Genomic DNA, 16,683 nt, shown 5'->3' on the forward strand with positions numbered 1-16,683 from the left:
GCTCCGGTGGATAATCACCGGCATGCTGTTCGGCATTCTCGGTGAGACCCGGGCGTGGCACCACGACGGGACCGAAGTTCCGCTGGGCGGACCGGCCCGCCGTGCGCTGCTGGCCCTGCTCCTGATACGCCCCGGAGAGGTCGTGCCGGCGGACCGGCTGGCCGACGCCGTAGACCCGGACGGGGCGGTGTCGGCACACGCCCTGCAGTCCCAGGTCTCCAGGCTGCGCAAGGCACTTGGTTCCGGGGCCACGCTCGAAGCGGCCGGGGCGGGCTACCGGATCGTGGTTGCGCAGGACGATGTGGACGCCTGCCGGTTCGAGCGACTGGCGCGGGAGGGGCGTTCCGCGTTGCACGCCGGCGACGCGGAACGCGCGGTCACCCTGCTGCGCGAGGCGCTGGGACTGTGGCGAGGGCCGGCGCTTGCCGGCATCGCCGAGAGCGAGGCAGCCCGACCCGCCGCCGTACGGCTGGACGAGCATCGGCTCGGGGCACTTGAGGACCGGATCGAGGCGGAGTGCCGGATCGGCGAACCACACGCCCTCGTACCGGAGTTGCGCGAGCTGGTCGGCCGCCATCCACTCCGGGAACGACTGGCGGGCCTGCTGGTGCGGGCGCTGTTCGCCGAGGGCGGGCGGGCCGCGGCGCTGGCGGTGTTCGAGGAGACCAGGCGACATCTGGCCGACGAACTGGGCGCGGATCCCTCCCCTGAGCTCATGGCGCTGCACCGGGAGTTGCTGAGCGCCGATCCATCGCCCGCGCCAGCCGCGCCGCCCGCCCAGCTGACCGCGTTCGTCGGCCGTGCCGACGAGGTGACCGAGGTCGCCGGTCTGCTGCGGGTGGCGCGACTGGTCACGCTGATCGGCCCCGGTGGTGTCGGCAAGACCCGACTGTCGGTGGAGGTCGCGGGTGTCGCGGCCGACGACGTCTGCTTCGTGGAGCTGGCTTCACTGCGCGACGGCGCCGGGCTGCCCCAGGCGCTGCTGCGCGCGTTCGGCCTGCGCGAGAACGGGCTCGGCATGGGGGACAGCCGCCAGTCGCCGGTCGATCGCCTGATCGCGGCGCTGTCGGACCGGATGCTCCTGCTGGTCCTGGACAACTGCGAGCACGTCGTCGACGAGGTCGCGGCGTTGGCGGCGCGGCTCCTGGCGATCTGCCCACGGCTGCGGGTCCTGGCGACGAGCCGCGAGCCGCTCGGTCTCACCGGAGAGAACCTCTGGCAGGTCAAGCCGCTCGACGGCGAGGCGGCCGTGCGCCTGTTCACCGACCGGGCCCGCGCCGTGCGGCGCGGTTTCGCCGCCGACCCTCAGGTCGTCAGCCGGATCTGCGGGGCCCTCGACAACCTTCCGCTGGCCATCGAACTCGCGGCGGCGCGCATCCGGACGCTCGACGTCAACGACCTCGCGGGACGGCTGGACGACCGGCTCGGGGTCGCGGCCCGCGGCATCCGCACGGCGGACGAGCGGCACCGGACCCTGCGCTCGGTGGTCGCATGGAGCTGGGACCTGCTCTCGGAGTCCGAGCGGCGAGCCGCGCGGCGGTTCACCGTCTTCGCCGCCGGAGCGACGGCCGAGTCCGCACTGCGGGTGTGCGGAACCGACGGCGAGACGCTGGAGTCGCTGGTCGACAAGTCGCTCCTGGAAGTGGCAGAAGGCCGCTACCGGATGCTGGAGACGATCGGCGCCTACGGCGGCGAACGGCTCGATGCGGCCGGCGAACGCGAGTCGGTGCAGCACGCCCACGCCCGGAGGTCCCTGGAACTGGTGCGGACCGCCGACCCTCATCTGCGGCGGGCCGAGCAGTTGGAGTGGCTGCCCGTCCTGACCGCCGAGCACGGCAACCTCCTGGCGGCTCTCCGCTGGGCGGTCGAGGCACCTGACGTGGCAACGGGCCTGCAACTGCTGGCCTCGGCCTCGAACTACCTGTGGATCCGGGGCGTGTCCGCCTCCGTCGCGCCCCAGGCGATCGCGCTCCTCGAAGCAGTGGGCGACGCACCGCCGGCCGGCCTCGACGAGGAGTACGTGACGTGCGTCCTGCTGGCGGCGTCCGGCGTCGCCGGCCGGCCGGTGTGGCAGCGGCACCGTGCGACCGCCGAGAAGGTACTCGCCGCCGCATGGTCGGGCGGACAGCCGGGCCGTTACCCCGTCGGCCTGTTCCTGTGGCTGATGCGGAGCGCGAGCGAAGCCGACCCGCAGAGCGCCTTCGCACTCGTCTCGTCCCAACGCGACTGCGCCGAGCCGTGGGCGCGGGCAGCCGCCTGGTACGTGTCGGGATTCGGCCCGCTCGGCGAGGGGGACACCGCACTGGCAGAACGTGCCTTCGCCACCGCCGTCGAGGGCTTCCGCTCGCTCGGCGACCGCTGGGGCACCGCGCTGGCCCTGGACGCGCTCGCCGGCCTGGCGGGCGGACGCGGCGACCGCGCGCAGGCCATCGCGCTGACCGACGAGGCCCTCACGCTCACCGAGCAGCTCGGTGCCCTGGAGGACAGCGTCGATCTGCTGGTCAGCCGGGGCGATCACTACATCGGCGAGCAAGCGGCGGTGGCCCGCGCCGACTATGACAAGGCTGCCGGGCTCGCCCGCCGCGCCGGCAGCTCCACCTGCCTGGCAGCGGCCCTGCGCGGACTCGGTGACCTGGCCCTGCTCGCCGGAGACCCGGCCGAGGCGGAGCGCCTCTACGGGGAGGCTCTGGAACGCGTCGACCCGCACTGGGTCAAGAGTGTCGGCACCCGGGTACGTACACTCGCCGGACTCGGCCGCATCGCCGAGGCGCGCGGGGATCACGCCGTGGCCCGGACACGTTACCGGGAAGCCGCCCGGTCGGTGGCCGTCATGGGGGCCGACATCCTGGACGTGCTCCGCCTGCTGGGCCTTTCCGAGAGCGTCGTCGCGAGCCTGGCGGAGGCGTGGCGGGGCGGTGAGCTCGCGGCGAGCCCGCGGCGAGCGCTCCCGTAGAAGCTCACCTCATGAAGAACCTCAACGTACGCATCTCCGGTTCCTCCGTCGCCGGCCCCGCGCTCGCGCACTGGCTCCACCGGTACGGCTCCAATACGACGGTCGGGGGTCGGCCGGTGACTTGCGAGGTCCGTGAAGATGCTGCGTGGTGGTGGTGAGTTAGGGAGCCATTCGTGTTGTTCGGGTCATCGCCCATGCTTTGCGGCCATCGCGACGCGGCAGCAATCGCGAGTTAGGGTCCGGGTCTTCTGATCTCGCAACGTGTGGGCCAGCGTGAGTACTTGGTATTCGCGCTCCATGGCGCGACCGGCGATCCCGGTGAGTTCTCCCGTTCCGAAGTTCGGGATGATACGGCGAGGGTGACGGCCAGGCTCGGTAGTTTCCGCCCTGCGGCGGCGTCCGCGAGGGTCGTGGACGAGTAATGAGCCCGGCGGGCCAACTCACGGTAGGGCGGACTTCCTGCCTCAGTGCGTAATCGCCGCAGGTCGGCCGCGAAGGCTGTCAGCACGCCATCGTCGTCCGCCAACGGACGCTCGGCTCGTGGCACCTCGTACCTCCCCGAGATCAACAAACCCGGCTCATTGTCCGGAGCTTGTTGTCCGGCATTCAACCCCCGATTCCGGACAACGAAATGGCAGTACAAACAAGGGCACCGGCGGACTGCGGTCTTCGCTGCGCGGTGACGGCAGAAGAACGGGAAGGCCTCGGACAAGGGTTCCGAGGCCCCGCCGGAGGCGGGCGTCACTGCAGCGTCTGCGACCTCGACGCGCTGACCGTTTAGCGTTCTCCCCGCGGAGCTCGACGACCCGTGCCGACCTGCGGCCGGCGAAGCTCCGCGGGGCGACCTTCCCGCCCCGGTTGAGGAGCACACCACCAGACCAGCCGTGCCGGTCCTGGACGTACGAGCAGTAGGGCACATGCCAACCTGAGCTCCGGTGCGGGAGGAGCAGTCCGTAACGGGCAAGCCCCAATTCCTCATCTTGTGTTACTGCGTGCGGGAGTTCCTGGTCCCGATTGCTCTCCACGCTGGTTGAGGGTCCGGGCCAGCTCACGGTTGGCTTCCCGGGCCGCCGCCAGATCGGCCTGGCTCTCTTCCAGGGCCTCGGTCAACTCGACATTGCCTTGCTCAAGCCGCGTGATCGTTCGCTGAAGTTCCTCGATGTCGGTGGGAGCACCAAGGCCCGACTCGCGCCATGCCTGCTCGCCCAGCTCCTGGGACAAGCGCCTCTCCAACTGCTGAATTCGGGCGGACAGGCGGACAGGCGGACAGGCGGACGGTGCGGGCCGGCGCGTTCGCGAGATCGGCCTGGAGCGAGGCCCTGCTCACCGCCGGGGCGCCCGCCGCCGAGTCCCGCTCGGCTGGCTCAAGCTCGGCAGCGTGCACCATGGCGAGCAGATCCCGGTGCCGGTACAGGAAAGTCCGGTCCACTCCGGCCTGACGGGCGATGCCCGAGACCGTGATGCGGCTTCCCTTCTGCGTGGCAGCGTTGACGGCCTTCACGACCCGCTGGCGACGCCGGTCGCCGGCCGCCTTGCGGCCGGCGCTCATCACGGAGCTCACGTAGTCCTCCTCGGCCGGACGTCGGGCAGGGGCTGGCCGATGCGAGGCATCCCCAGCATCACGCTGCGCCCGCGGCGGATGACCGAGACCGCCTGCTGGATCTGCGCCTGCTCCTCCGCGGTGAGATCGTCCAGGTCCGCCTTGACGCGGTTGATCAGTCGGCGGACCCGGCGGATCTCCTCCTGGGACGGCATGGCCTCGGTGCGGGCCCAGTCGTCCGCCTCGAAGGCGGACATCAGCTTCTCTCGGCTGCGCAGGAGGTCTGCGTGGTACGCCTCCAGGTCCGGCAGGTAGGAGACGTCGGTGTGGAAGTGTTCGCAGCCCAGGCAGCGGAAGCGCAGCGGGCAGCTGTGCCCTCCGGCCGCCACGTTCGTGGGTTCTCTGCAGACGCCGTACGCGGTGGCGACCTCGCCGATCTCGCGCCGTACGTGCTCGGATTCCAAGAGCCCCTCAACCTGGCGCCACACCCGCTTGCCGTGCCGGTCGAACTGCATGACTGCGACCCGGTCGATGGCTTCACGCCGCCGGTCCTGGCCGATGCGTAATGGTGCAATCGGGTATTGGAACTCTCGGAATGCCTGGCCGCAGGGGCTCTGCAACCGTCCAGTTGCTATCTGTTTGTCCGCGCTTGATAGCTCGACTTCAGTAGGTCCCGTCGGCGCTGACCGAGGTACCAATTGGCCGACTCATCGAGGTCGATCATGGTTCTGATTACCGTGGTCTGGCCGGAGGGCATCTCCGCGAGGACCTCTCCTCTCGGTGAGATGACCATGCTCGGGCAGTGCTGGCGAGGATCCGCCACGTTGGCTGCCAGCACGAACCGTTGGTTCTCGGCTGCGCGGCTGATGAGATGGCTCCGCCAGACCCCTGCAGGCTCGGAGGGGTTGGCCGCATGGGTGAGGTAGATGAAAGCCTGTGCTCCGCAGTCGGCTAGATGCTGCCATTGCTCGGGGAAGCGGATCTCCCGGCAAATCTGGACGCCGAGCGTGACGGGCCCGCTCGCCAGATGGATCGGCAATGTGGAGAGCTCAGAGCCGGCAGCGAGCCGGCCTCGCTCGTTCATCGCCAGGTTGATCTTCCGGTAAGTCCAGCGGGTGCCGTCCGGGGAGAAGTAGAGGGCGGCATTGCTCCAAGCGCCGTGTTCGAACAGCAACGTGCCGCAGAACAGGTGGATGGCTCTGCGCTGAGCTAGCTCTGCGAGGCGGTCCATGGCGTGGGCGAGGGCCGAGGGCTGGAGACGTTCGAGGGCTGAGAGATCGGTGCCGTATCCGGACAGGGCGCCTTCGGGGAGTACGACGATCTCGTCTGGCTGGACGTTTGCCAGGAGCGAGGTGATGGCCGCGAGGTTTTGTTGGATGTTCCAGGTGATGGGGAATTGCGCGATCGCTATGGAAGCTTTCATCGGTCCTTCTTTCGGCGGCTGATCTCGGCCGCGTAGGCGCCCCAGTCTCCGGCAGCGGCTCGCTGCCATTTGACGGCGACGGTGATGTCGATGCCGAGGGTGCGGGCGAGGACCGCGGCGGGCAGCTCGGTGGCGAGCTGGAACAGGGCGGTCGAGCGGGCTTCCGCGAGCCGGATGCCGAGTTTGCGGAGTCGCTCGCCCATGGCCCAGGCACTGATCGGGCGGCCGGGCTGGCCTCCGGGGAAGAGCCAGGGTGACTCTGTCCGGCTGAGGGCGGCATGGCTGCGGCGAATCGCGACCTGGTGGAGGGCCAGTTCGGCGACGGGTGCGGGAAGCTCGACCGGGACGGCGCCGAGGCGGATGTGGACGGCTCCGTCGGTCTCCTCGATGTGGTAGACGGTGAGGCGCGAGATCGCGGCGGGCCATTGGGCATAGAGGAGCAACAGCAGGCCGGCGAGGCGGTCTTCGGGTTTGAGGGTGTCGTCGTGCAGCAGGTGGCGGGCGGTGGTCCAGCGGACCTCGTCGTCCATCGCCTGGGAGGGGCCGTTCCATCTGACGGCTGGGAAGCTGAGATCGCGGGCGATCTTCTGGCAGAGGGCCCATCGCACGAAGTGGCCTGTCTCCCGACGGTGGCGGACATCGTCGCTGGTCATCCAGCGTTCAAGGTCGGCCTGACGGCAGGTGGCAAGGGTCAGGTTCTGCTCTTCGAGCCAGTCCAGGATATGGACGGACGCCCGCAGGTGTTGCCGTGTGCCCGTGAGCTGGTAGTGCGTGATTTCCTTGCCCCGGCTGCGTTGGCGAAGCCGGCGCAGGAGGCGCCAAGTCGCGTACCGGTGCAGGATTTTCCGTCCGTCGGCCGTCGCATGGGAGGCGACGAGGTCCTTCACGTGCCGTTCGAGACGGACCATCTGCTCGTCCCGCCTGGGCAGGACTTCGGTGGCGACGAGAACGCTGCGGATGTGCTCGACGACCTTGCCTTCAGAGAGTTCGTCCAGGGCCTCGTGGGTGAGCGGGCGGCGGGCGGAGCCGAGGTCGGACAGGACCGTGGAGAGCCAGCGCATCGCGGTGCCGACCCGCTCGGTGTCGGCCAGGGCGTCGTGGAGGGGCTGCAGCTTCGGGGTTATGGAGCCGGTGTCACCGGCGAGGAGCTCGTGGAGTCGCTGCTTGAGGGTGCAGCGAGGGCACGGACCTGGCGCGTGCAGCTGTTCGGTTTGTCCGCAGGTGGGACAGGGGCGCCAGAGCTCGGCGTCCGGTGTGGTGCAGGGGCCGCAGACGGGGCCGTCGGCGGTGCCGGAGTGGATGCCGCGCAGTCGTCCGCAGACGGTGCAGTGAGCTTGGCGTCGGTCGCAGCCGCCGCAGCGGGGCAGGCCGGTGAGCTTCGAGAGCATGCAGGGTGCGGTGCGTCCGCAGATCGAGCAGAGCAGTATGGGCAAGGGACGGCAGTTCGGACAGATTGGCCCCTCTGCGGTGCGGGAGTTGACCATGCGCGACTTGCCGCAGACGATGCAGGTCTCCAGGTTGGCCGGATCGGTGATCAGGCAGTTGGGACACAGCGGTCGGCCTTGAGCATCACGGGTGGCCGGTTCACGCCGAGCACCACAGCGTACGCATTCTTCGATGCGGGACTTGGCGATGCAGTTGCGGCAGACTCGCTGCCCGTCGAGCGGCTTGTCGATGCGGACCACCCGGTGGCAGCGAGGGCAGGAGGGCCGGACGATCCCGGCGACACCGGCCTCGTGCAACAAGTCGATGAACCGCAGGATGGCGCGATGCGGCGCCAGATGTCCCTCCCCAGTCAGCAGACGAGGGTTCTCCTCCAGGGCCCAGACCACTCGCTGACGATAGTGGGGACGGTGCGGTGCCGTCCGGCGGAGGGCCTCGGCGACCGCGTCACGGTCGGCGCCCGGGGCGATCGCAGTGATCAGTTCGTGGACGACCGTGACGGGATCACGGTCGTCGTTGTCGGGACACATCGAACAGCGTGGCAGGCCCTTGCGGTCCCGGAAGCTGACGCGTCGGACGTTTCCGCAGGCGGTGCACTCGGCGGTCTCCTGCCCGCAGACCGAGCAGTACCAGTCCTGGCCCTTGCGTTGGAGGGTTCGCAGCTGCTTACCGCACTCGGCGCAGACCGGCGCCGCGATCGCCGAGGCGCCGGCTTTGCGGAGTTCGATGAGCAGATCGCCGATGGCCCGGGGCGCCGGGGACCGGCCGTCGGTCAGGACCACGGGCCGCATCGCCAGGGCCTTGGCCAGCTGTCGTGGCTTCGCTCGGCCGCCCGCGACCATGAAGACCACGGCCCGGATCGTCTCGGCACCCAGTTCCGTCTCGATGTCGGCGACGAGGTCCGTGATCAAGCCGACTGGGTCCGCGACAGCGCGGTCGAGCTGGTCAGCCGTGGTCATGACCGGTCAACACCCCTGATGCGTGCTCGCTTTGGCCGCAGGCCGCCGAGTCCTTCCGCTTCGGGCGCCGAGACGCCGGCAGCTGCCTTCTTCGGCTTCTTCACGGTCCCGGCCGCCGCGATGGGCTCGATGAGGTCGTCCATGGTGCAGTCGAGGATGTCGAGCAGGGCCATGAGGATCTTCAGGCTCAGTCGCTCCGGTCGCTCGACGACGAGCCGGTATACCTGGCTGGAGGACAGGGGGATGCCGCGTTCGGCGAGCGGCGGGAGGAGGTCGGTGGTGGAGAACATCCCGCGGCCCGCCATCACCTTGCGTAGGTGCCAGCGGTAGTCGAGCTTGGCGACCATCATCAGGTTCCTCCCTCTCGTTGGCCCGCGAGTCCCGGGCCCGGTTCCTCCGGGCCGACTTCCGCCGGGTCCGCGTCTTCCGGACGGCGCCCAAGGCGCTCAGTTGTCCGGCTCGAAGATGTACGGCCGGGTGAAGGTGACCACCTCGAAACCGCGCTTGCGCAGGATTGGTTCAGAGGTGGGCAGCGCATCGGTGACCAGCAGCCCGCAGCCGCGCTCCCTGGCCTGCCGCAGCCGGGAGCCGACCACTGCGGTGAAGAAGCCCTGCCGACGGTGGGTCGTCTTGGTCCGGGCGCCCGCCAGCTCGGCGAACGGGCTGCCAGCCTGGAAGTAGACCCGTCCGCAGGAGACCGGCTCGCCCTGGGCATAGGCGATGTGCACGCTCATCGCGTCAGGCTGCTCTTCGAGCAGCCGAGCCACCTGCCGACGCTCCTCGTCCGCGTTACGCCGACCGATCTGGCGGGAGATCTCGGCGTAGTCGTCGAGCTCGGCGCCGTCGGTCACCTGCCGCACCTCGTAGCCCGAGGTGTCGAAGAGGGCCGATGATGCCTCGGCGACTGGGAGTATCAGCACCTGCTCCTCCTCGTCGGGCTCGAAGCCCGCTGCTTCGAGCGCGGCAGCCAGGCCCTGCTGCCTGTCGTGGCCGTAGACTTTCCACTCCAAGGTGTAGCCGGCGGACCGGGCGAGCTCCCGCTCTCCGCGGACCAGTTCCACGACCTCGCCGTCTGCCAGGTCGGCGAAGACGATCCGGCACTCCGAGCCATCCGCCGAGTACTCGCGCACCAGGTCGGCGTGGCCGGCGGCGACACCGCTCGCGCGCCGCAGCGCGTCGAGTTCCGCCAGAACCTCGGTTTTGACTGTTTCGTTCATGTCGGTCCTTCCTCGTCAGACGCCGGCGAACGCTGGGGCCAGTGCCTTGTGCAGGGAAGTGTTCATGAAGTCGTCGCTGACGTGCGTGTAGATGGCCGTGGAGCTGTCACACTCGTGACCGACTTGCTGCTGGATGAAGCGCCGGCCGACCCCGTCCTCGGTCAGACGCGTGACGTAAGAATGTCTGATTGAGTGCGGAACTAGGCCTTTTGGGAGTTTCAGGGCATCCCGGTGTGCCTCGAAGCGGTCGTTGATGGAACCGCGCTGGAGGCGTCCCCCACGTTCGGTGATCCAGAGAGCCGGATGATCGGCGAACCCGAAGCGCGGCCGGACGTTCTCGACGTAGTCCGCGACTGCCTCGACGGCCCAGTCCATCACCGACAGCACGTTCCGGCGCCGTGGCGGCTGACCCTTCTTCGCCTTCCTGTAGCGGACGTTGAGCGTGCCATACCGTCCGAACTGCCGAGCTTCCGGATTACGTCCGAAGTCGACGACGTCCAGCTTGGACGTCTCCGTTCGCCGCAGCCCCCAGCCGTAGATGACCTTGAAGAGGGTGGCGTCGCGGTAGGCGGCGAGGGCGCCCTTGCGCTTGGACTTCACGGCGCGTTCGACCTGGTCGTCGGCGTAGTCGAGGAACCGCTGCATTTCTTCGCGGGTGAACGGCCTCGCTTCCGGATCGCCCTCATAGTCCTGCAGGTGGGGAAGGGTGTTCCACTCGTGGGCGATCGCTACCGGGTGGGTGCCGAAGGCTTCCTCGCAGGCAGGCCCCCATCCGTAGCGGGCGTCGATGAGGAACTCGGTGAACAGGCGGACATCGCCCTGATAACTGCGGATCGTGGACGGCGCCAGATGCTTCTCACTGGTCAATGAGGTCGACCACTCGTCCATGTGACCCGGAGTCCACTGCCACGGGTACTCGTTCGCGAACTCCAAGAACCGGCGGACCAGCCGTTCCCGGTCGTCGACCGTCTCGTCCTGCAGCCCCCGCGACTTCTGCCTGAGCCCGCCACCCCCGCAGCATCGCGTCGAACATCGCGTCCTCGGGCCGCAGCTGGACGACCCCGGAGACGAGCTCCAGATGAGCTGACCCAGCCAGAGTCACCTTGCGCTGATGCACCACTCCAGCCCCTCCCTTCTGGAGGGCAGATCATGCATTAGACGGGATGTCGCGGGCAACTTCCCTGCTCAGGCTGGTAGTTCGCAGTAGCGTTGGAGTCCCTCAGCCTCCTGCCGTGAACTGGCGACCTGCGATTTCTCGCCCGTCTGATGCAATTCCCGAGGGTTGATATACCGGGCCGTAGTGCCGGTCCAGGTATGTCCGAGTAGCTCCTGGATGGCGAACAAGGTCATGCCGGTGAGATAGAGCTGGGAGGCGCAGAAGTGCCGCAGCACGTGTGGGGTGAGCTTCCCGGCCCAGGTGGGCAGGTGCTGAGCTGCGGCATCGGCCAGTGACCGGCGGAAGACGTCGGCGGTCGCTCGCGAGCTGGAGCCGTCCCGGTTCTTGCGCTCGGAGGGGAACAACGGGGCGCCCGGCCGGGTGTGGTCGGCGTCGAAGTGGCCCCACACGTCCTCGATGAACCAGCACAGGTTGCGGTCGGAGCCGTTGATCAGCGGCACCAGCCGCGGCTTCGGACCACGCCGCCGGGATCCCTTGCCGTGCCGGACGTTGAGCTTGCCGAACCGGCCCAGTTTCCACCGGACGTCGTCGAGGTCGAGCATTCGTGCCTCGTTGATCCGGAGCCCCACGTCCGCCGCCAAGCGAGCGACCGCGTAGTTGCGGGTGGCCGGGCCGAACTTGCGGCAGGTCACCAGTTCCTCGCGCCATCCGGCGAACAGCGCCTCGATCTCCGCTTCGCTGGGCGGGATCCGCAGTTGCGGTTCCACCGAGGCCCGCGGCCGGTACTCGCGAAGATCGCGCACTGCTGCCAGAGCCAACCCGCGCCTCCACGACTTCACCCAGACTGAAGGAATCCCGACAGAGATGAGGGTTGCGCACTACGGACGAGGTTGGGTCAGAACGGCCTGCGGTCACCCGGACGAGGTAACAGGCCCAGGTCCAGGCACTCTCAGTCGTGCCAGGCGCTGGGGGACGGATGCGGAACTCGGGGAGTATTGCTCACCCTTATCCCGCAGTCAGTCTCTTTGATCCGGCAGGACGCGGAGCCGCTCCGATGCGGGAAGCTCCTCGGACTCCTATATGTCCCCAGCTGCAAAGCATCGTTCTTCGGCGGCCCGTTCAGCAGGGGACGACCGTCCACACGTGGTACCAGTTCTGCGAGCTGGCGGCGGAGATCGGCGGGAGGCTCTCGTCGTAGTAGTTGCCGGACTTGTCGTAGAACTTCGCAACGTGGGTTCCGTACTGGCGGTTCACATAGGATCCGGTGCCGGTGTAGTTCATGGGGTAGGAGTGGCAGTAGTACATCGGGTCTTCGCTGCCGGTCCAGTATTGGCCGCTGAAGGCGCAGAAGTAGCCGTTCTGGGTGCTGGCATTCGGGTTGCAGATGCTGCTGTAGGCGGGGGCGGTGCTGCCGTGGTCGGTGAAGGTGCGCGGGTGCGCCTCGCCGGGGATGGCGACGCGGATGGTGCGCTTGTCGTCGACCTTGATCTCGTTGAGGGAGATCTGCTTGCCGCCGCTACGCTGGAGGTACTTGGCGACTTCGGCGCGCAGCGCTCCGTCCTGCGCGGGGGTGAGATGCGCGGCGCGGGCCTGGTCGGCGAAGGGCTCGGGCGTGCTGGCGCTGGCGGTTCCCGCGCTGATCGAGAGTGTGAGCAGTGCAGCGGCTGCGGAAGCGGTGGCGATCTTCCTTATGGTGCGGGTTCGGCCGTCCATGGATGTTTCCCCCTGGTGTGCGTTTGATGGGCCACCGGCGAAGCTGGCAGCGGTGGCCGGTGGCGTCGAGGCTGAATACTGGTCAGATCTGACGCATGGACCGAGGTTCGACCCGCGTGCCTCACATGACTCACATGTGATCAATGATCTGACCTGGTTTAAGGTCCTTCCAGCCCTAGAGAACCCGTGCGGCGTCAGCCGTGCAACATATCGGCGTCATTACCACCAAGGACTGCAGAAGGACACACCGCTGGCCCCGGTGCGGTGCAGGCACACTCGGAGCAGCACTCGCTTGGTGTAGCGGTAGGGGGTGCTGAAATTCCGTTTCCCGGAGGTCTCACCGTGCCTGAAGATCCTGCCGTCGGTACTCACCTCGACGAGTACGTTGCGGTTGGCCGGAGCACGGTAGTGGTAGACGGTTCCCGAGACGGTGCCGCGGTATCGGCCCGGCCAGCCCGGCTGTGCCTCCCAGGTCGTCTTGACGTCGGCGTAGCCGTACCCGCGCTGAGTCCACAGCCGGGTGTGGTCGGAGCCAGTGGGCTGGGCGGCTGATGCTGCGGGGTTGCCGACCGCATCAGCAGGTGCAGCTGCGGTTACTGCCAGCCCGCCAACCAGAGCAGCGGCCGATGCCACCCCGATGCGCGAACGCATATTCATCTTGTTCCCCGTTTCCGTTGCGGTCGACTGCAGCTATCCGATCATCACAGGGGGGCATCCGGGGTGCCTTAGCCAGGTGCGCCAGGTACTTAGCTTGGTGTGCCAGCCTGGGTGCCGTGGCGGTGTACTTGGTTCCGGTAGTCGCTGGGGGTGATGCCGTGCAGAGCACGGAAGGCGCGGGTGAAGTCTGCGGCGTAGGGGAATCCCCAGCGTGCTGCGATGGCATGGATCGGCACGTGACGCTTCAAAGGGTCAGCCAGGTCTCGACGGCAGCGTTCGAGGCGCTGGCCGCGTATCCAGGAACGGACAGTCACGCCGTGCTGCTGGAAAAGCCTGTGCAGTGAGCGAACCGAGATGTGATGGGCTGCTGCTATCTGGCCCGCAGTGAGGGCGGTGTCGTCGAGGTGACGCTCGATGAACGAGGTGATGCGCATGTACAGGACGCGTTGACGGGAGTCGGAGGCAATGTCACCCTCACGCTCTAGGAAGTGCGCCAGTGTGGCGGTGACCAAGTCCAGGCCGACGGTGCCGAGTCGCGCGGCGTCATGTGGCGTGTAGCTCGTGCTGTCTTCTGCCAGGTGGGTGAGGAAGTTTCTCAGCAGCCGTCCCATGCCGTGATCGCCGGGAAGGGCTCGGCAGATGAGCTGATTGATGTGGCGGGCCGGTAAGGGAAGCAGTGCGCGGGGGAACTGGATGAGGGTGTTCCCGCCGTCGGCGTAGGTCTCGAAGGGACGCGAGCTTTCGAAGAGCACGAGTTCACCCGGTCGGAGCGCAGCGCGATTCCGATTCTGCTCGATTACGTGTGGGCCGGCGGTCGTGAAACCGACGGCAAGGATTTTGGGGTCCGAGGCACGGATCAGCTTCGGGGTCCTCCGTGTGAGGTAGGACGAGTACCCCATGGTTGATACCTGGACCGCGCTCAGCGGCATCGTGCTGAACCATCCACGGAAGACGTCTGTACCGATCAGCTTGAAGGATGTCGGCATCAGCGCATCCGCGGTGACCTTCTCCCACGCTGAAAGAGCATCTCGTGCCGGGAAGTCGTTGCTGTCGAAAACCTTCTCCACAGATCTCCCCCCCGCCCCGCGGCTTGGCACCGCGCTCAGCTTCCTCGTGCCAGGCCCTAGCCGGCCGTCCCTTCGTTCGTTTCCTCTCAGATGATCCTCCCGAGCCAGTTCAATCTGCTGGACATCCCGATCACGTGACTCGAAGACGTTCACCCGCTGGCGCGTTCCCGTCTGCCGCAGTAAATGCCGGATTTACTGCGACGGAGCCCTGGCCGTGTTCGTCGCGACTTGCGGCGGAGCGCTCCGGGCGCCGGGGCGAGGTGTACGCATTTACTGCGGCACCACCGCGCTGACCTTGTGCTAAGCCGAGTCAAGATCCACTCATTGGCCTGTTGACGCGTATCTCGGCTGAACCCCCGGTGGTGGGTGAGAAGACGCTGCGCGACCTGGCTGCGGAGGCGAAGGCGAACGAGAAGGCGTTCGAGGCTTGCGGCGCTCGGTTGAGGGGAGGCCCACCTCATCCGCCGCTGGGCGGTTGCCGGTTGGCGTAGTAGTAGAGGGAGAGGTCGTCCGGGTGGTGGACGCGTTCCTCGGTGCCGCCGATCTCCTTGAGGATGAGGTGGGTCTTGTCGAGCGGGTGCTGGGTGATGAGCCAGGAGTTGTTGTCGCTCTCCTGCCAGACCTGGGCCCACACCTTGTCTCCGACGCGGACTTCGCCGCCGTCCTTCGTGCGGAATTTCGACGCCATGGACCGTACATACCCGCATTCCACGCACCTGGACCGCCAGGCGGGGAGCAGTTCCTCGGGGAACGAATGCGGCCCTTCGTCGTTCCGCTGACGCCAGGATCGGTCAAGATCAACTACTGGCGGCCTTTGCACTCACCTCGGCGACACCCCGTTCTGGGGCATGGCCCAGGTACGCCAGAGACCCGCCACGGGATGATGCTGGAGCAGCCTGGATCTCCCCGACGAGCCGCTACGGGTCGACGGGGGACGGCGGGACGGCGGGACGCGTTCCTGGTCCATCGCGCCAGTGTCCGGATCGAGGACGTAGACCTGGAACGGTGCCCACGCCCGGCCGGCGAGGACGGCGAGGTCTTCATGGGAGGGGACCAGCAACGGCAGTTCCTCCGCCCAGGCCCTCAGCCGGCACGGATCGGGACAGGCCACGCCCACCAGAGTCCACTGCTCGCGTTCAGGCCCGGTGCGCTCGTACACCGGTCTGCCGTCCCCGTAGCGAGCATCCGGGGCGCCGAAGACCAGGCTCCGGCTGAAGTACAGCTCAGCCAGGGCCCGGAAGTACCTCCACTGCTGCTGGTCCAGTCCCGTGCGGCTCCAGAACATGGCATACGCACGGTCCTTGGCCGCCTTCTTCCCGGCCTTCTCCCGCTCCTTCACCGCCCGTTGCTGCGCCGCGGCCTTCTCCTCCGCCTGCTGCCGGCGTCTGGCTTCTGCAAGGTTCTGACCTTGATCTACACGCGGCTTTCGTTGGCGGAGGTGGACGTCTCCGCTCTCGCCGAGATCGCTGAGCGGTCGCATCCTGGCTATCGGCTGGCGTCGTGGGAGGGCGCAGTCCCCGATGATTTGGCTGAGACGTTTGTCGCGTCGCGTCGTGCCATGGACGACATGCCGATGGGTGCCACCGACTTCGGCACGGTGGCCTGGGACTTGGACCGGGTTCGGGCCGCAGCGGCGGCCGTCGAAAAGCGTGGTGACCTGCTGCACACCGTCGTTGCCATCGACGAGTCGGACGGCTCGATAGCCGGATTCACCGAACTGGTCGTCCCTGGTGACGGCAAGGGCGATGGCCAGCACTACGGCACCGGTGTCCTGCCCGAGCACCGTGGGCACGGCCTTGGATGCTGGATGAAGGCCGCCTCGATTCTGCAGGCTCTTGAGCGGCACCCGGCCCTCGGTGGTCTGCTGACCGATACCGCCGACAACAACTCGTACATGAGGGACATCAACGACGCGCTCGGTTATGCGCCGACGCACACGGCATTCGAGTACCAGCTCGATCTCCGGGGATGACGGGGCCGGCGTGACCATGCAGGCAACCGCGTCGCATGCCTGGTCGGTCGTCCGCCATGCGTGAGCGATGCGTGAGCGGATCGTGGAGCATGGGCCATCAGAAGCAGGATCGACTACCAGCTCCATGTAGGGAAGGGCATCAATCGCGACGTCATCTGCATCAGTGATCTCTTCCGTATCGGTTTCCGTCTACGAGGATGTGATGCAGCGCTCGCGGATACGAGCGCATACACCGTCTGCTTTCCTTTGTTCGACAGGGGAATTCGTGTCTTGGGTCAAAGAGAGCTCGCCGCCGCGGGCATAACCGCCGCGCTGCCGTTCGGGGGCGTGGTCGCAACGGCGGGTACGGCCGCCGCCGCGACCACGGCGTCGAAGGTGCGAACCAGCGGGGCGGGCGAATGGCGCTGGGCCGGCAAGTGCAAGACCTTTACGGAGTGCAAGGCAGCAGGCAAGACCTCCGACGTGCCGTGGGACTGCAAGCGGTACTTCGGCAACAGCCCTTACCACTGGGACCTGTGCCTGTTCTGTAAGAGCTCCTAACACAACGCTGGTAGCCGTGCCCTCTGGACAGGTGCGTCGGTTGGTTAGGTATGGGAAAGCGGAACCCTCAACCATGGCTGGT

General features: G+C 67.7%; 15 protein-coding genes and 1 pseudogene. 3 read left to right on the forward strand and 13 right to left on the reverse strand.

Annotated features, from left to right (window positions below):
- The first annotated feature begins 22 nt into the window (after positions 1-22).
- Positions 23-2,953, forward strand: coding sequence for a BTAD domain-containing putative transcriptional regulator (locus AB0C96_RS28130; protein WP_362921020.1), 2,931 nt, complete (start codon positions 23-25; stop codon positions 2,951-2,953).
- 975 nt (positions 2,954-3,928) lie between these two features.
- On the opposite strand, the gene AB0C96_RS28135 is transcribed toward AB0C96_RS28130, so the two are convergent.
- From AB0C96_RS28135 to AB0C96_RS28195, 13 genes are all read right to left on the reverse strand, one after another.
- Positions 3,929-4,174: a hypothetical protein gene (locus AB0C96_RS28135; protein ID WP_362921022.1), complete on the reverse strand. Its 246-nt coding sequence runs from the start codon at positions 4,172-4,174 to the stop codon at positions 3,929-3,931.
- A 336-nt stretch (positions 4,175-4,510) separates the two neighbouring features.
- Entirely contained in the window at positions 4,511-5,008 is a 498-nt protein-coding gene (locus AB0C96_RS28140) for a hypothetical protein (protein ID WP_362921023.1), read from the reverse strand.
- A gap of 116 nt (positions 5,009-5,124) precedes the next feature.
- On the reverse strand, positions 5,125-5,916 hold the full coding sequence (locus tag AB0C96_RS28145; RefSeq protein WP_362921024.1) for a carbon-nitrogen hydrolase family protein: 792 nt from the start codon (positions 5,914-5,916) through the stop codon (positions 5,125-5,127).
- Entirely contained in the window at positions 5,913-8,318 is a 2,406-nt protein-coding gene (locus AB0C96_RS28150; RefSeq protein ID WP_362921026.1) for a site-specific integrase, read from the reverse strand. Before AB0C96_RS28150 ends, AB0C96_RS28145 begins: the two co-directional genes overlap by 4 nt.
- Positions 8,315-8,665 carry a helix-turn-helix transcriptional regulator gene (locus AB0C96_RS28155; protein WP_362921050.1) on the reverse strand — a complete coding sequence of 117 codons (351 nt, stop codon included), beginning with the start codon at positions 8,663-8,665 and terminating at the stop codon, positions 8,315-8,317. The genes AB0C96_RS28150 and AB0C96_RS28155 overlap by 4 nt, the downstream gene beginning before the upstream one ends.
- Positions 8,666-8,764: 99 nt before the next feature.
- Positions 8,765-9,535, reverse strand: coding sequence for a GNAT family N-acetyltransferase (locus AB0C96_RS28160; RefSeq protein WP_362921027.1), 771 nt, complete (start codon positions 9,533-9,535; stop codon positions 8,765-8,767).
- Positions 9,536-9,550: 15 nt separating this feature from the next.
- On the reverse strand, positions 9,551-10,423 hold the full coding sequence (locus AB0C96_RS28165) for a tyrosine-type recombinase/integrase (protein ID WP_362921029.1): 873 nt from the start codon (positions 10,421-10,423) through the stop codon (positions 9,551-9,553).
- Positions 10,424-10,720: 297 nt separating this feature from the next.
- Complete coding sequence (locus AB0C96_RS28170) at positions 10,721-11,470, reverse strand: site-specific integrase (RefSeq protein WP_362921030.1); 750 nt, start codon at positions 11,468-11,470, stop codon at positions 10,721-10,723.
- Positions 11,471-11,771: 301 nt separating this feature from the next.
- Positions 11,772-12,365: a hypothetical protein gene (locus tag AB0C96_RS28175; RefSeq protein WP_362921032.1), complete on the reverse strand. Its 594-nt coding sequence runs from the start codon at positions 12,363-12,365 to the stop codon at positions 11,772-11,774.
- 219 nt (positions 12,366-12,584) lie between these two features.
- Positions 12,585-13,016, reverse strand: coding sequence for a hypothetical protein (locus AB0C96_RS28180; RefSeq protein WP_362921034.1), 432 nt, complete (start codon positions 13,014-13,016; stop codon positions 12,585-12,587).
- 95 nt (positions 13,017-13,111) lie between these two features.
- Positions 13,112-14,089 carry a helix-turn-helix domain-containing protein gene (locus AB0C96_RS28185; RefSeq protein WP_362921035.1) on the reverse strand — a complete coding sequence of 326 codons (978 nt, stop codon included), beginning with the start codon at positions 14,087-14,089 and terminating at the stop codon, positions 13,112-13,114.
- A 457-nt stretch (positions 14,090-14,546) separates the two neighbouring features.
- Complete coding sequence (locus AB0C96_RS28190; protein WP_362921037.1) at positions 14,547-14,777, reverse strand: hypothetical protein; 231 nt, start codon at positions 14,775-14,777, stop codon at positions 14,547-14,549.
- Between the two features lie 132 nt (positions 14,778-14,909).
- Positions 14,910-15,428, reverse strand: coding sequence for a hypothetical protein (locus tag AB0C96_RS28195; RefSeq protein WP_362921039.1), 519 nt, complete (start codon positions 15,426-15,428; stop codon positions 14,910-14,912).
- 36 nt (positions 15,429-15,464) lie between these two features.
- Between AB0C96_RS28195 and AB0C96_RS28200 the strand changes: the two are divergent.
- Both AB0C96_RS28200 and AB0C96_RS28205 read left to right on the forward strand, forming a co-directional pair.
- Positions 15,465-16,061, forward strand: a pseudogene (locus AB0C96_RS28200) (GNAT family N-acetyltransferase); the annotation flags it as partial.
- A 270-nt stretch (positions 16,062-16,331) separates the two neighbouring features.
- A complete protein-coding gene (locus AB0C96_RS28205) occupies positions 16,332-16,601 on the forward strand; it encodes a hypothetical protein (RefSeq protein ID WP_362921040.1) in 270 nt (89 codons plus the stop codon).
- The last annotated feature ends 82 nt before the right edge of the window (positions 16,602-16,683 follow it).

The sequence above is a fragment of the Streptomyces sp. NPDC048506 genome (genome assembly GCF_040651315.1).
In the GTDB taxonomy this organism is placed as follows: Bacteria; Actinomycetota; Actinomycetes; order Streptomycetales; family Streptomycetaceae; genus Streptomyces.

Bases quoted from the DNA above. Each gene is read 5' to 3' on its own strand.
- AB0C96_RS28175 (WP_362921032.1), bottom strand. From the start codon at position 12,365: ATGGACGGCCGAACCCGCACCATAAGGAAGATCGCCACCGCTTCCGCA.
- AB0C96_RS28145 (WP_362921024.1), bottom strand. From the start codon at position 5,916: ATGAAAGCTTCCATAGCGATCGCGCAATTCCCCATCACCTGGAACATC.
- AB0C96_RS28190 (WP_362921037.1), bottom strand. From the start codon at position 14,777: ATGGCGTCGAAATTCCGCACGAAGGACGGCGGCGAAGTCCGCGTCGGA.
- AB0C96_RS28165 (WP_362921029.1), bottom strand. From the start codon at position 10,423: ATGGACGAGTGGTCGACCTCATTGACCAGTGAGAAGCATCTGGCGCCG.
- AB0C96_RS28130 (WP_362921020.1), top strand. From the start codon at position 23: ATGCTGTTCGGCATTCTCGGTGAGACCCGGGCGTGGCACCACGACGGG.
- AB0C96_RS28180 (WP_362921034.1), bottom strand. From the start codon at position 13,016: ATGCGTTCGCGCATCGGGGTGGCATCGGCCGCTGCTCTGGTTGGCGGG.
- AB0C96_RS28150 (WP_362921026.1), bottom strand. From the start codon at position 8,318: ATGACCACGGCTGACCAGCTCGACCGCGCTGTCGCGGACCCAGTCGGC.
- AB0C96_RS28140 (WP_362921023.1), bottom strand. From the start codon at position 5,008: ATGCAGTTCGACCGGCACGGCAAGCGGGTGTGGCGCCAGGTTGAGGGG.
- AB0C96_RS28155 (WP_362921050.1), bottom strand. From the start codon at position 8,665: ATGGTCGCCAAGCTCGACTACCGCTGGCACCTACGCAAGGTGATGGCG.
- AB0C96_RS28160 (WP_362921027.1), bottom strand. From the start codon at position 9,535: ATGAACGAAACAGTCAAAACCGAGGTTCTGGCGGAACTCGACGCGCTG.